Below are 12,690 nucleotides of genomic sequence, written 5' to 3' on the forward strand. Positions count from 1 at the left end.
TTCACAGCAGAAACTCCCGCATCATTTCCCATGGCTCTTGTCCTCCTCGCAACCAGCTGTGTCGTGTGTGTCCTCGAACCAAGCGCGCGGAACGCCGTCCTCCAGCTTCGTCAGATCGAGGTAGCGGAGGATGATTCCATCCCGGCTCAATGCGGCATAATTGCCGACCGGCACCTCAACTGGCGAAATGGTCCGCGAGGCGGCGTTTTCTAGGCTAATCGTCGTGACATCGTCGACCAGCAGCACCGGACCGGGCCCAAGCGCACGTTCAGCCGGATCATCTTCGACCATCACGCAGGCGCGGTCGTTGACTCCTAACAACGCAGTCCGCGGATCGGGCCGCCAATAGACGTTGAGCCCGCCCGCCACGTGGGCGGAGACAGCGGCAGAGAGATCATCAGTGGGGACCATGGTGAAAGCGTGCGCGAGTATCGTCATACTGAGCTCTCATTCTGTTGAACATTGAATCGGCATTGATGTCGCGGTTCTGACAGTCACTGTGCTTCGAGGTTATCTGCCAGGTTTCGAACCCAACTGTCAGGTGAATAACTGATTGGTAATGATCTGCGGTGTCGCGCCTGGTGAGGGAGCCGGACCTTCACTCTGGTGTGTGCAGCGTTGCCCGAATCGGCCCGCTTCGACTACGGAGTTTCACCTCCTACCGGTAGTCTGTTCCCTGCACATCGGGACAGCCGCGCACATGCGCAGCGCAGTCCAGGTCGAGACAGCGGAGGTGACATGGCAGGCGACGACGAGACGTTTCCGCCCCGCCCGGTGACCCCGCCGAACCGCCGCATCGGTGCACTGTCCGGCAATACCAAGGGCATCAACACATCCACAGACACCGCCACCGAGGCAGCTCCCGGCCGATCCGCGGACGCGGACTCTCAGCAGCCCCCGGTCTCCCAGGGCCCCGCAGTTGCGCAGTCCGGAGACGACGATGCGGACGCCTCGGCGCCGGATATCACCCTTCCGCACGTCGGGGAACTCGAATCGGCCAGCGAAGACGCCATCGTCGACCCCTCCGAAGCGGTGCTCGAGAGCATCGACCTCGATACCTGGAAGTGGCCGGAGTTCTTCGCCTTCGCACTCACCCGGATGCAGGAGATCTTCCCGACCGGCGGCATCCCGCGCGGCATCGGACCTGTGCGCGAATACGTCACCGACGACAACGACTTCCGCCCGCTGACCATCGATCGCGAGAAGTGGCCGGCGATCGACGATGACTGGACCACAGTCGGCGACGTCCTGGCCAACACCCACACCGACGCCTGGCTCGTCACCCGAGGCGGGGTGGCACTGGCTGAGGAATACGCCTGGCCGATGAAGCCGGCCCGCCAGCACATGCTCTTCTCCGTGAGCAAGTCCATCGTGGCCACCGTCATCGGAGCGCTCGCCGACGCCGGGCTGCTCAGCCCCACCGACCTCGTCACCACGCATGTGCCCGCTCTGGCCAAGAGCGGCTACGCGGGGGCAACGATCCGCGACCTGCTCGACATGCGCTCGGGCATCAAGTTCTCCGAGGAATACCTCGAGAAGGATTCGGAGATCCGAGCCCTGTTCGAAGCCGTCGATTTCGCGCCGCGGACGGCCGCCTCGGCGAACGGGATCAAGAACTTCCTCACCAGACTGACCAGCGAGCGTGACCACGGATCGGCTTTCGTCTACCGCAGCTGCGAGACCGATGTGCTCGCCTGGATCGCCGAGACGGTCACCGGCCAGCCGTTCTCCATCGTCACCAGCGAATACGTGTGGTCGAAGATCGGCGCCGCCCACGCTGCCCAGGTCTGCCAGGACCGGTGGGGCGGATCGATCGCCGACGGCGCCATCAGCGCGACCTTGCGCGACCTCGCCCGCTTCGGCGAGATGATCGCCCGCGGCGGCACCACCGAAAACGGCGAACGGGTGCTCTCGGCGGAATGGGTCGACGACATCTTCACCGGTGCCGAGGACTCGGCGAAGATCTTCGCCGCATCCCCGTCGGGGCGTTCCTATCCGGGCGGCATGTACCGCAGCCAGTTCTGGCTGCCTTCGGCCAGCCGGGACGTCGTCATCGGCATCGGCATTCATGGGCAGATGCTCTACATCGACCGCGCCACGCAGACCGTCGGTGTCAAGCTCTCGAGCGACCCTGAACCGGTGAGCCTGGCCGCCCAGCACGGCACCTTGGCCATGTTCGAAGCCATCGCCGAGGCGATCCCGACCACCGCTCGGACGCCTGCCGATCCTGCCCCCACCGAGGCGGCTCCCCGACACGCTGCACCGGGCACCACGCCAGCAGCGCCGAGCGCTGCTGCGCCCGCCGACCCGAGCATCGGCAGTCCCGAAGCGGAGAGCGCCGAGGCGCTGGCCGCAGAGTCGATTCCGGTGGCTGCGTCACCGGCCGAGGCGGTGCAGGCGGCCGCGAATTCCGTCGAATCGGTCCCCGCAGACACCCTGCCCGCACCGGCAGAGGCCGCACCGGTGGCTCCGGCTCCCGCCGACCCGGCATCCGCAGCGCCGGCAGCTTCAGACCCTGCATCTGCAGCGCGCATGCCTCCGCTGAGTGAAGCAACGTCTCCTGCGGTTGCACCTCGTGATGTCTCGCCTCCCGCAGCCGCACCTCAGGAACCGCCTCTTCCGGGAGCGCAGACTGCCCCTCTCATCGGCCACAACACGCTCTACTGAGGCCGAGCGGGTCGCGTGTCTCCTGCGGACGGATCCACCTCGAAACAGCGCGGATAGTCGAGACGGATCCACCCGCAGAAGACAGCGGTTGTCATCATCGGGCGAAACCCGTGCAGCCGAGGAGCGAAATCGGTAGCGTGAGGATCGGAATGACACCGATAACAGGAGATACGACGATGACCGACTTCTTCGACCGCGAGACCGACGGCAAGTACGACAGGGCCTACAAAGAGACCACTCCCGACATTCTCAAGGCATTCGGCGAATTCAACAACGCCGTCTTCGCTTCCGAAGGTCGTGAGATCCCGCTGAAGTACCGCGAGCTCATCGCCTACGCCGTCGGGCTCACCACCCAGTGCGCCTACTGCATCGATGCGCATTCGAATGCCGCCGTCAAAGCCGGTGCCACAGAGACCGAACTGGCCGAGACCGCCTGGACCGCCTCGGCTCTCCGCGCCGGTGGAGCGTATGCCCACGGTCGTCTGGGCTTCAAGCTCACCGGGGTCCACGAGCACTGAGTGCGCACCGGGGCGAGTCCCGATTGCCTAGACTGAGAGGCGATCATGACTGACGAGCCCCGCACCCTTCCGCGCAGAACACCCCGTTCCCGCCCGCACCGCATCCTCGTGCTGGCATTGGACGGGGTGTCTGCTATGGATCTTGGCGTCCCCGTCCAGGTCTTCGGCCGCGAGTCGAACGCCGCCACCGACCGCACCCGCACCGAGGTGGCTCCCCGCTCCCAGCCGAATCCGAGCGGTGAGGCGGCTTCCGCCGTCCCCGGTGCACGAACGACGACCGTGCCCGCGGGCAGCTGGCCCTATGAAGTCGAGGTCTGCGGCATCACCGCAGGCAAAGTGGCTGGATCGGACGGCCTTGACTATTCCGTCGATCGGGGTCTCGAAGCGTTGGAGGCCGCGGATACGGTCATCCTGCCGGGTGCCACCTCGGCGGTGGCGGACGAACCGCCCGCTTCGGTCATCGGGGCCCTGCTCTCGGCGTTCGAACGCGGCGCGCGGATCGCCGCGATCTCCACCGGCACGTTCGTCCTCGCGCGCACGGGGCTGCTCGTCGGGCGACGCGCCACCACGCACTGGTCGACGGCGAAGGAGCTTGCTCGACGGTTCCCCTCGATCAAGGTCGACGAGAACGTCCTCTTCATCGACGAAGGACAGCTGCTGACCTCCGCTGGAGCCGCCTCGGCGATCGATCTGTGCCTCCATCTCATCCGCAGCGACCACGGGGTCGGACTGTCCAACCAGGTCGCCCGGCGGCTGGTCGCCGCCGCCTACCGCAGCGCGGGCCAGGCACAGTACGTGCCGCGCAGCGTGCCCGATCCTCTTGGCGACGACTTCGCCGACACCCGCGAATGGGCACTGCAGCACATCGGGGAGAAGATCACCCTGCGCGATCTCGCCGCCAATGCCGGAGTCTCCGTGCGCACCTTCTCTCGTCGCTTCGTCGAAGACACCGGCTATACCCCGATGCAGTGGGTTCTCAGGGCCCGAGTCGATGTCGCCCGAGAGCTGCTGGAGAATTCCGACCTGGGCATCGAGCAGATCGCTGACCAGGTGGGACTCGGGACGGGGGCGAATCTGCGGATGCACTTCCAACGCACCCTCTCGACCTCACCGAACGACTACCGCCACTCCTTTCAGGGTTGAAAAGGCACTCTTCCCAGGGCTGAGTACAGGCCGCTTCGAGTGGTGAGGGCTGGGCGCTTTTCGGTACATTTCAGCGACCCGGATCACACGTCAGCGGCTCTGGCCAGAAACTTTCGGCATCTGGCAATACGACTGGCGAGAACCTTGCGCAGATTGACTGTCTGGCCACTGTTGCCACGCGTGGAAGTCGCCCATGATGGAGATATCAAGACGAATCCCGTGTAAAAGGAGTGACATTGACTCGCATCGCCATCAATGGTTTCGGTCGCATCGGACGCAGCACCCTGCGGGCCCTGATCGAGCGCGGCAGCGAGCTCGAGGTCGTGGCCATCAACGACCTCGGCGCCGTCGACGATCTCGCTCGGCTGCTGAAGTTCGACACCACCCTCGGACGCTTCAATCACGACGTCGAGGCCACCGAGGATTCCCTCATCATCGACGGCAAGACCATCAAAGTCTTCGCCGAGAAGGATCCGGCCAAGCTGCCCTGGGGCGAGCTCGGCATCGACATCGCCCTCGAATCGACCGGCCGCTTCACCAAGGCCGACAAGGCCAGCGCCCACATCACTGCCGGCGCGAAGAAGGTCCTCGTCTCCGCTCCCTCGAAGGGTGCCGACGTCACCCTCGCCTATGGTGTGAACAGCGAGGCGTACAAGCCCGAGCACACCGTCATCTCCAACGCCTCGTGCACGACGAACGCCCTGGCTCCGCTGGCCAAGGTCCTCGATGACCTCGCCGGAATCGAGCAGGGCTTCATGACCACCGTCCACGCCTACACCGGTGACCAGATGGTTCAGGACGGCCCGCACAAGGATCCCCGTCGTGCCCGTGCCGCTGCCGAGAACATCATCCCCACTTCGACGGGTGCGGCCAAGGCCATCGGCCTCGTCCTCCCGCAGCTCGACGGAAAGCTGTCCGGCGACGCCATCCGCGTTCCCGTCCCGGTCGGCTCGATCGTCGAGATCAACACGACCGTGTCCCGCGAGGTCACCCGCGACGAGGTGCTCGACGCCTACAAGAAGGCCTCGGAGGGCGAACTCAAAGGCATCCTCGAGTACGAGGACGAGCCCATCGTCTCCTCCGATATCGTCGGTCAGCCCGCTTCGTCTATCTTCGACTCCGCGCTCACCCGCGTCGTCGGCAACCACGTCAAGGTCGTTGCCTGGTATGACAACGAGTGGGGCTTCTCCAATCGTGTCGTCGACAACCTCGAGTTCATCGGCAAGAACTGACGTTCTCCGCTGATGTTTCCCGGCGCTCGTCGCCGGCGACATTTTCGGCGCCGAGGTGGTCCCTCGGAGTCAACGGATGCACCTGTGGCCTCGAATCCGCTCAATGCGGATTCGAGGCCACAGCCTTGTGATGACTCAGCCGCCCTTGTGGTGACTCAGCCGCCGGAACTTCACTGACGACGCCTGGTCGCTCAGCATCCTTTAGCGGAGAGCTCAGACGTCATCGGAGCCGGGGGTGCCGCCTTCGTCTTCCCACCGTTCGATCGCGCGGACTTTTGCGCGGCTGAATTTCAGGCGGATGCCGTAGCCACCCTCTGCGCCGTCGGGAATGAACCGTGCACCGTATTCCTCGAGGGCGAGGATGAGACGACGTTCCTGCTCGGCGGTGAGGTCCGCGATTCCCTTTTCGTAGTCCTTGAGTTCGGACTTCTTGATCTCGGCCTTGTCTGCCACATGCTTGGCTGACACCTGGCAGAGGATCCGCGATGCGCGTGCCAGGGGGCCGTCGATGATGATCTCTTCTGTGCTCATGGCTCCACCTTGCCAGAGCCCACCATGCCTGCCAAGGCCAGTTGCCTGAGACATTTCGCAGGTGGGAGTGGTTTATATATATGTTCGATTCATGACCGAGCATGTTGTGTCAGTGCCGGTGTCTAGTGTTCTTCTCAAGCTTCCGACATCGGAGTCGGCGGCACCGCGTCGCAGGGTGCGGCGCATGACGGAAGGTCAGAACAATGATGATCACGACCAACAGCGTCGCTCGCTTGGCGCAGAGGTGCGGAGAGTTCCTCGGCGACTTCGGTCAGGCGATGACACCGAGCTACCCGAGTAGCCTCGCGCTGTGCATTCTTGACGCGATCTATTCGACGGGCTCCCACCCGACAGCGGTGGATAACATCGTCGCCCGGTACATCGCCCGACACGGGAACAGTGACGGTGCGAAATCGCTTCGCTATTCGATCGCCGCGGCTGGAGGGGCGGACGTGTGGGCGCGCGAGGTGATCTGCAACCTCAAGCCGGCCAGTACCCGCCCCGGGGCAGTTCTCAAGGCTGAGGTCGTCGACAGCGCCGTCCGAGTCATGGTCGACCATGGAATCGATGATGTTGGTGATCTGCGGGCGGCGGTCGGTGAGGGAGTCGGCAGCTTTGCGTTCTCCAGCGACGTGTCGAAGGGGTGGCGAGCTCTGCCCAGCCAGAGCTCGGGCATTACCTGGCTCCACCTGCTGATGCTCGCCGGGTCCACCCATTTCGAAGTCGACCACAAGGTGGTCGGATACCTCGCCGAGGTGGCCGATCCCGAAGCCGATCTCACCGTCGACTACGTGCACGCTGAGATCGACGCGGTCGCGCGCGTGCTCGACGCCGAGGTGTCGACCGTCGAAAGGATCGTGTGGCATGGCTCACACGGTCGCATCCTCTCACAGTTCAAGGACGAGGACCTTCTGCCGGCCAGCGGTCCAGTTGAAGGGCCTGAGACGTCCAGCGCGGTCTGGGAGTTCTGTCCGGAACCGCTGGTGAGCAGACCCCTCTGAACCGTGTCGAGCGCTGCGCCTTTCTGATCGGTTCAGCTCTCAGCGTTGCGTCGGTACTGAGCCGCCAGCCGCACCGGTGCGTTCGGAGCACCGAAGCCGTGATAGCCGGTGCGGCGTTCGACCATCTCGAAGAAGACCGAGCCGATCGTCGACGTATAGAAATGGAGGAATTCGCCCTCGTCGTCACGGTCGTAGAGGATATTGTGCTCGCTGAGCCGATCCAGCAGCTCCGGTGCGAGGTCGAAGCGTGCGGCAAGGTCTTCATAGTAGTTCTGCGGCACTTCCAAGAACTTCAGGCCTCGCGCGACCGCGGTCATCGCGGCAGTGAAGATGTCGTCGCAGGCGATGGCCACATGCTCGGGGTAGGTCTCTGCGGTTGAACCAGCACCTCGGCCCAACGCGTTGGGACTGTGGTCGGGGGAGACGTTGAGCGGCATCCTCACTGCCCCATCGGCGCTCGACATCACTTGGGAGCGCACAAGGCCGGAGGGGCTCGGCACGTCCTGGGACGGCAATGCGGTCAGAGCGAGGAGGGAGGTGTAGAAGAGCACTGCTTCGTCGTAGTGATGAGCAGGCTGAGCGAGGTTGATGTGGTCGATCGCCGACTGCCGGTCGTCCGGGACGGTGCCGAACTCGTCGGTCCACTGCGGATCCTCACCATCGCCATCACCGAAGAAGACCTCTGATCCGTCGGGTGCGAAGACCCCACGCAGCACCTCTTCGTCGTGTGCCTGATCGCGGGGGACTTCCGTGGCCGAGAGCAAGAGTGCACGTTCCATTGCGGCGTCGGCATTGTCGACGGCGAAGCCGATGCCGCGCAGAAATGTTCCGGACCCGGTGGAGTCTGCTGCCAAGGCGGCGGCTTCTTCAGCCGGGTCGGTGGTTTCGTTGGTCACGGTGGTGAATTCGTCGCACGGGCTGGCGGGCTCAGTGACGACGATTCGAGCCTGACCGCGTTGCCACAGCTGCACATGTGGTTTCGTGCGGTGGAAGCCGACGAACCGGAAGCCGAGCTGGTGGATCAACCGGGTGAGCGCGCCCAGGTCATCGGTGTTCAGTTCGACGTAGTCGATACCTCGCGGCTCCGCGACCTGCGGCAGCGGCTGCAGGTCGAGCCCCACATGAGCGCCGTCCGTGCCGACGGCCGACACATTGGCTTCGAGCCATCGCAGAGAACGCAGTCCGTCGACAGCGGTGCGCTGAGTGTTGGCCTGCCGGAAGGAATCGTTGAAGACCTCGAGCGACACCGGTCCGGCATAACCGGTACCGGCGACGCGAGCGAGGAAGTCGGTGAGATCCCACGAGCCTTCGCCGGGGAAGACTCGGTGGTGACGGGACCAACTGAGCACGTCCATCGACAGGGACGGAGCGTCAGCGAGCTGGAGGAAGAAGATCTTCTCGCCCGGGATCTCGGCGATGCGTGACAGGTCCGTGCCACGGGAGAGGATGTGGAAGCTGTCGAGGCAGGTGCCGATGCGCGGATGGTCGGCGGCCCTGACGAGGTCCCAGGCACGATCGTATTCGGAGACGAACCGACCCCATGCCAGAGCCTCGTAGGCGACGTCGATGCCGTGTTTCTCGGCCAGATCGCCGAGGCGGCGCAGCTGATCGACGACGACCTGATCATCGTCGATGGTTGCGGTGGCGACGTTCGAGCACAGCAGCATCGTGGTCATGCCGAGCCGCTTCATCAACTGGAACTTCGCCTCGGCACGGGCCAGGTTTGCGGCGAACAGCTCGTCCTCGACGCCTTCGAAATCGCGGAAGGGCTGATAGAGGTCAAGACTCAGTCCGAGCTCTGCGGCCAGTGCGGCGGTCGCTTCGGGGGAGTTGGGGGAGACGATGAGGTCCTGTTCGAAGATCTCGACTCCATCGAATCCCGCCGTTGCGGCAGCCTGCAGCTTCTCCTCGAGCGTGCCCGACAGGCACACCGTGGCAATCGAAGTTCTCATCGTGACCTTTCCTCGTGGATGACATCGATCTCTTCCAGGCTCAGTCCCTTCGTCTCCTTTGCCGTCATCGCGACCAGGCCGACGACGATGCAGACGGCCGCGGTGAACGCGGCGACCGAGACCCAATTCTCTCCTCCGGCGCCGGCGACAGCGGACGCGAGGACCGGAGCCAGACCGCCGGAGACCGCGAATCCGACCTGTGTGCCCAGTGCCAGACCTGTCACTCGTGCCGTCGTCGGGAACATCTCGGCGTAGAACGAGGGCCAGATGGAGTTGGCCAGCGAGTACGCACAGCCGGACATGATGGCGCCGAAGACGAAGATGAGCGGCCAGTTCCCGGCCGAAACCGCACCCAGGTACGGGAACATCATCAGACCCGACCCGACGGCCCCGGTGATGAAGACCGGCTTCCGGCCGAACCGGTCGGAGAGCAGCGCGGCGGCCGGGATCGCGAACAGAGCGACACCGTTGGCGATGACCGAGACGAGCAGCATGGTTGAACGCTCGAGTCCGACGATCGACGTGGCGAACGACAGCGACCAGACGGTGAAGACCATATTCACGGTGTTGACCATGGCGCATACGGCCACGCGGACGACCGCGGCCTTATGCCACCGGAAGACCTGCATGAGAGGTGGGTTGTCGGCGCGTGCCTCCTTGAACGCCGGCGGCTCCTCGAGGCCACGACGGATGAGCCAGGCGGTGAGCACGACGAGCGCCGACAGCCAGAACGGTACGCGCCAACCCCAGCTGAACAGTGCTTCGTCGGGCAGGAAGGCAGTGAAGGGGATGAACACTGCGGTGGCCAGCAGGGTCCCGGCCTGAGTGCCGTGCAGGGTCCAGCTCGTCGTCCACGATCGTTTCCCTTCGGCCGAATGTTCGAGGGAGACGGAGATTGCGCTCGCCTGCTCGCCCGAAGCGGATAGGCCCTGGACGATGCGGCAGAGCACGAGCAGGATCGGGGCCAGCATGCCGACCTGTTCATAGGTCGGCAGGCAGCCGACGAGGAAGGTCGAGACGCCCATCATGAACAGAGTGAGCATGAGGACGAATTTGCGACCGAAGCGGTCACCGAGCGGTCCCATGATGAGTGCGCCCAGCGGGCGCACGACATAGGCGACTCCGACTGTGCCCATCGCCAAGAGGATGGCGATTCCCGGTGCGGTGGTCTCGGGGAAGAACAAGGTATTGAGCACCAGCGCCGCAGCGGTTCCATAGACCGCGAAGTCGTAGTACTCCAGAGCGGAGCCCGTCCAGCTCGACAGAGCCGCGCGCAGCGGTGTCTTCCTCGTGGGGCGAGCTTCCTCGATCGCGTTGCTCATGCTTCCTCGCATCTCTCATTCTCAGGGACATGTCGACGGCCTCAGCGCTGTCGTGCGTTCATCGGACCGGCATGGTATTGCCATAGTGTGGCAATACTTGTTACATTGTGGTTTACAGTGTGATGGAGATGACATAGCCTGTCAACGTGGAACTCGGGAACTCTGCTTTCCGGACTCACGAACCGCCCGCACACACTGCCCCAGCACCACCGAACTGCCACAGCAACGCGAGGAGGCGAAACATGCCGCCCAAGGGCTCGAACTCGGTGACGAAGACCTTCGAGATGCTCGAACTCCTCGGCGAATCACCGGAGGGGATCAGCGCCGCCCAGGCCGCCGAGGCGACCGGCTACCCCTTCTCGACGGCCTACCGCCTCCTCGGCGGGCTCGTCGAATCCGGGTATGCCAGCTTCGATTCGCGTACAAAGATCTACACCCTCGGGATGGAGGTCTTCCGACTGGCCCAGAAGGTCGCGCACCGGCAAGGGCTATCCGGAGCGACGAAGGACCTGCTCCAGGAGCTGACGGCCTCCACCGGCGAATCGAGCATCCTCGCCGTCCGTCGCGGCAATGCCGCTCTCACCGTGCTCACCGTCGACGGCCCGCAGTTCCGTACGACCACCGACCCCGGGGACGAATCACCGTTGCACACCTCCGCGATCGGCCAGGCTCTGCTCGCCCATGATCCGCAGGTCGATGCCACGGTCGCCTCCCTCGACCTCGTCGCCCGCACTCCGAACTCGATCACCGACCCGGCACAGATGCTCAGGCGCCTCGAACAGATCCGCACCGACGGCTGGGCGGGACAGTCCGAAGAGAACGACATCGGCATGAATGCCCTGGCCGTACCCGTCTTCGACCTCGACGGCACACTGCTGGCCTCACTCGCGCTCGCCGCACCCGTCTTCCGCCGCAGCCTCGACGAGCTCATCGAATTCGTCCCCCGACTGAACGAAACTGCGGCCTTGATCGCCGCCCGATTCCCGAGGTGACCATGGTCGAACCGCACACCGAGCCCGAAATCCTCATCCTCAACGGCCCCAACCTCAACCTCCTCGGGGAACGCGAACCGGAGATCTACGGCCGCACCACCCTGGCCGATATCGAGGCCATGTGCGCCGACACCGCCGCCGAGGCGGGGTTGGGCGTCCGCTGCATCCAGTCCAACCATGAGGGCGGGCTCATCGACGCCGTCCACGACGCCCGGCACTCCACTGTCGGTGCGATCATCAACGCGGGCGCGTACACGCACACCTCCCTGGCCCTGCACGATGCGCTCAAATCCTACAACCACCCGATCATCGAGGTGCACCTGAGCAACCCGCATGCGCGGGAGGCCGTGCGCCACCACTCCTACCTCTCACCCGTGGCCGCGGCCGTCATCGCCGGGGCCGGTGCACAAGGCTATGTCCACGCGGTCGAGATCCTCATCGACCTCCTCACGAATGCGAAAGCGAGACTATGACCTCATCCCTCCTCCTCGGCCTCATCGGCGACGGCATCTCCGCATCCCGCACCCCGCGGATGCACGAGAACGAAGGTGCCGCGCACTCCATCCCCACGATCTACCGCACCATCGACATCAGCAGCCCCCACCTCGCCGAGGCGACACTGACGGAGCTGCTCACCGCAGCGATTCGCCTCGGTTTCGACGGGCTCAACATCACCCACCCGTTCAAGCAGCAGGTCATCGGCCTTCTCGATGAGGTCGATCCCGTGGCCGCGCGCATCAACTCGGTCAACACAGTCGTCATCGACGATGCCGGACGGACGATGGGATACAACACCGATGTCACCGGTTTCGCCGCCGGATTCCGTGCCGGACTGGACGGTGCCGCCACCGAGGCGGTCGTGCAGATCGGTGCGGGCGGTGCCGGCCGTGCGGTCGGGTTCGCCCTTGCCGAACTCGGGATCGGCGACCTCATCATCGCCGACACCGATGTGCAGCGTGCCGAAGGACTCGCCGCGGACATCGTCGAAACGTCATCGGTCGGAACTCGGGCGCGAGCGATCGGGCTCGATGAGCTGCAAGGGGCGGCCGCCTCGGCGCAGGGGATCGTCAACGCCACCCCGGTGGGGATGGAGGCGTATCCGGGAGCCCCGGTCGACACCTCGGTGTTCGGGTCGGAGACCTGGGTGGCCGACGTCGTGTACTTCCCGCTCGAGACACAACTGCTCGCCGAAGCCAGGGCCAAGGGGTGCCGCACGCTCGACGGATCAGGAATGGCGGTCAATCAGGCCATCGACGCGTTCGAGCTCTTCAGCGGCCAGAAGGCGAACCCGCAGCGCATGCGCGAGACTTTCCTGTCCTTCGGAGCCTGATG

Annotated in this window: 12 protein-coding genes; 8 read left to right on the forward strand and 4 right to left on the reverse strand. The window is 64.7% G+C overall.

All coding sequences use genetic code 11. The features are described from left to right. Positions 1-21: 21 nt before the first annotated feature. On the reverse strand, positions 22-438 hold the full coding sequence (locus ACTIIH_RS01955; protein WP_441450240.1) for a hypothetical protein: 417 nt from the start codon (positions 436-438) through the stop codon (positions 22-24). A gap of 300 nt (positions 439-738) precedes the next feature. Between ACTIIH_RS01955 and ACTIIH_RS01960 the strand changes: the two genes are divergently transcribed. From ACTIIH_RS01960 to gap, 4 genes are all read left to right on the forward strand, one after another. Then, complete coding sequence (locus tag ACTIIH_RS01960) at positions 739-2,667, forward strand: serine hydrolase domain-containing protein (RefSeq protein ID WP_441450241.1); 1,929 nt, start codon at positions 739-741, stop codon at positions 2,665-2,667. A 149-nt stretch (positions 2,668-2,816) separates the two neighbouring features. Beyond that, positions 2,817-3,185 carry a carboxymuconolactone decarboxylase family protein gene (locus ACTIIH_RS01965; protein ID WP_231488465.1) on the forward strand — a complete coding sequence of 123 codons (369 nt, stop codon included), beginning with the start codon at positions 2,817-2,819 and terminating at the stop codon, positions 3,183-3,185. 45 nt (positions 3,186-3,230) lie between these two features. Then, complete coding sequence (locus tag ACTIIH_RS01970; RefSeq protein WP_441450242.1) at positions 3,231-4,328, forward strand: GlxA family transcriptional regulator; 1,098 nt, start codon at positions 3,231-3,233, stop codon at positions 4,326-4,328. A 236-nt stretch (positions 4,329-4,564) separates the two neighbouring features. Beyond that, the gene (gene gap, locus ACTIIH_RS01975; RefSeq protein ID WP_101594990.1) at positions 4,565-5,560 is read left to right on the forward strand and encodes a type I glyceraldehyde-3-phosphate dehydrogenase; all 996 of its coding nucleotides are present in this window, start codon (positions 4,565-4,567) and stop codon (positions 5,558-5,560) included. A 213-nt stretch (positions 5,561-5,773) separates the two neighbouring features. Here gap and ACTIIH_RS01980 read toward each other — a convergent pair whose 3' ends face one another. After that, positions 5,774-6,091, reverse strand: coding sequence for an XRE family transcriptional regulator (locus ACTIIH_RS01980; RefSeq protein ID WP_169253309.1), 318 nt, complete (start codon positions 6,089-6,091; stop codon positions 5,774-5,776). Positions 6,092-6,294: 203 nt separating this feature from the next. Here ACTIIH_RS01980 and ACTIIH_RS01985 point away from each other — a divergent pair, with 203 nt between their 5' ends. Beyond that, a complete protein-coding gene (locus ACTIIH_RS01985) occupies positions 6,295-7,092 on the forward strand; it encodes a hypothetical protein (RefSeq protein ID WP_441450243.1) in 798 nt (265 codons plus the stop codon). A 32-nt stretch (positions 7,093-7,124) separates the two neighbouring features. On the opposite strand, the gene ACTIIH_RS01990 is transcribed toward ACTIIH_RS01985, so the two are convergent. Both ACTIIH_RS01990 and ACTIIH_RS01995 read right to left on the reverse strand, forming a co-directional pair. Next, positions 7,125-9,044: a bifunctional sugar phosphate isomerase/epimerase/4-hydroxyphenylpyruvate dioxygenase family protein gene (locus ACTIIH_RS01990; protein ID WP_441450244.1), complete on the reverse strand. Its 1,920-nt coding sequence runs from the start codon at positions 9,042-9,044 to the stop codon at positions 7,125-7,127. Further along, entirely contained in the window at positions 9,041-10,366 is a 1,326-nt protein-coding gene (locus ACTIIH_RS01995; protein WP_441450245.1) for an MFS transporter, read from the reverse strand. Before ACTIIH_RS01995 ends, ACTIIH_RS01990 begins: the two co-directional genes overlap by 4 nt. A 242-nt stretch (positions 10,367-10,608) precedes the next feature. Between ACTIIH_RS01995 and ACTIIH_RS02000 the strand changes: the two genes are divergently transcribed. From ACTIIH_RS02000 to ACTIIH_RS02010, 3 genes are read left to right on the forward strand one after another with little or no spacing between them, the layout of a single operon-like run. Further along, positions 10,609-11,358: an IclR family transcriptional regulator gene (locus ACTIIH_RS02000; RefSeq protein ID WP_441450246.1), complete on the forward strand. Its 750-nt coding sequence runs from the start codon at positions 10,609-10,611 to the stop codon at positions 11,356-11,358. A 2-nt stretch (positions 11,359-11,360) separates the two neighbouring features. Further along, positions 11,361-11,831 (forward strand): type II 3-dehydroquinate dehydratase, encoded by a 471-nt coding sequence (aroQ, locus tag ACTIIH_RS02005; protein ID WP_441450247.1) that lies wholly within the window; start codon positions 11,361-11,363, stop codon positions 11,829-11,831. After that, the gene (locus ACTIIH_RS02010) at positions 11,828-12,688 is read left to right on the forward strand and encodes a shikimate dehydrogenase (RefSeq protein ID WP_441450248.1); all 861 of its coding nucleotides are present in this window, start codon (positions 11,828-11,830) and stop codon (positions 12,686-12,688) included. Before aroQ ends, ACTIIH_RS02010 begins: the two co-directional genes overlap by 4 nt. Positions 12,689-12,690: the final 2 nt, after the last annotated feature.

Source organism: Brevibacterium sp., assembly GCF_052105255.1.
GTDB lineage: Bacteria > Actinomycetota > Actinomycetes > Actinomycetales > Brevibacteriaceae > Brevibacterium > Brevibacterium linens_B.

Coding starts and splice junctions, on each gene's coding strand:
- ACTIIH_RS01955 (WP_441450240.1), bottom strand. CDS start 438: ATGACGATACTCGCGCACGCTTTCACCATGGTCCCCACTGATGATCTC.
- ACTIIH_RS01960 (WP_441450241.1), top strand. CDS start 739: ATGGCAGGCGACGACGAGACGTTTCCGCCCCGCCCGGTGACCCCGCCG.
- ACTIIH_RS01965 (WP_231488465.1), top strand. CDS start 2,817: ATGACACCGATAACAGGAGATACGACGATGACCGACTTCTTCGACCGC.
- ACTIIH_RS01970 (WP_441450242.1), top strand. CDS start 3,231: ATGACTGACGAGCCCCGCACCCTTCCGCGCAGAACACCCCGTTCCCGC.
- ACTIIH_RS01980 (WP_169253309.1), bottom strand. CDS start 6,091: ATGAGCACAGAAGAGATCATCATCGACGGCCCCCTGGCACGCGCATCG.
- ACTIIH_RS01985 (WP_441450243.1), top strand. CDS start 6,295: ATGATGATCACGACCAACAGCGTCGCTCGCTTGGCGCAGAGGTGCGGA.
- ACTIIH_RS01990 (WP_441450244.1), bottom strand. CDS start 9,044: ATGAGAACTTCGATTGCCACGGTGTGCCTGTCGGGCACGCTCGAGGAG.
- ACTIIH_RS01995 (WP_441450245.1), bottom strand. CDS start 10,366: ATGAGCAACGCGATCGAGGAAGCTCGCCCCACGAGGAAGACACCGCTG.
- ACTIIH_RS02000 (WP_441450246.1), top strand. CDS start 10,609: ATGCCGCCCAAGGGCTCGAACTCGGTGACGAAGACCTTCGAGATGCTC.
- aroQ (WP_441450247.1), top strand. CDS start 11,361: ATGGTCGAACCGCACACCGAGCCCGAAATCCTCATCCTCAACGGCCCC.
- ACTIIH_RS02010 (WP_441450248.1), top strand. CDS start 11,828: ATGACCTCATCCCTCCTCCTCGGCCTCATCGGCGACGGCATCTCCGCA.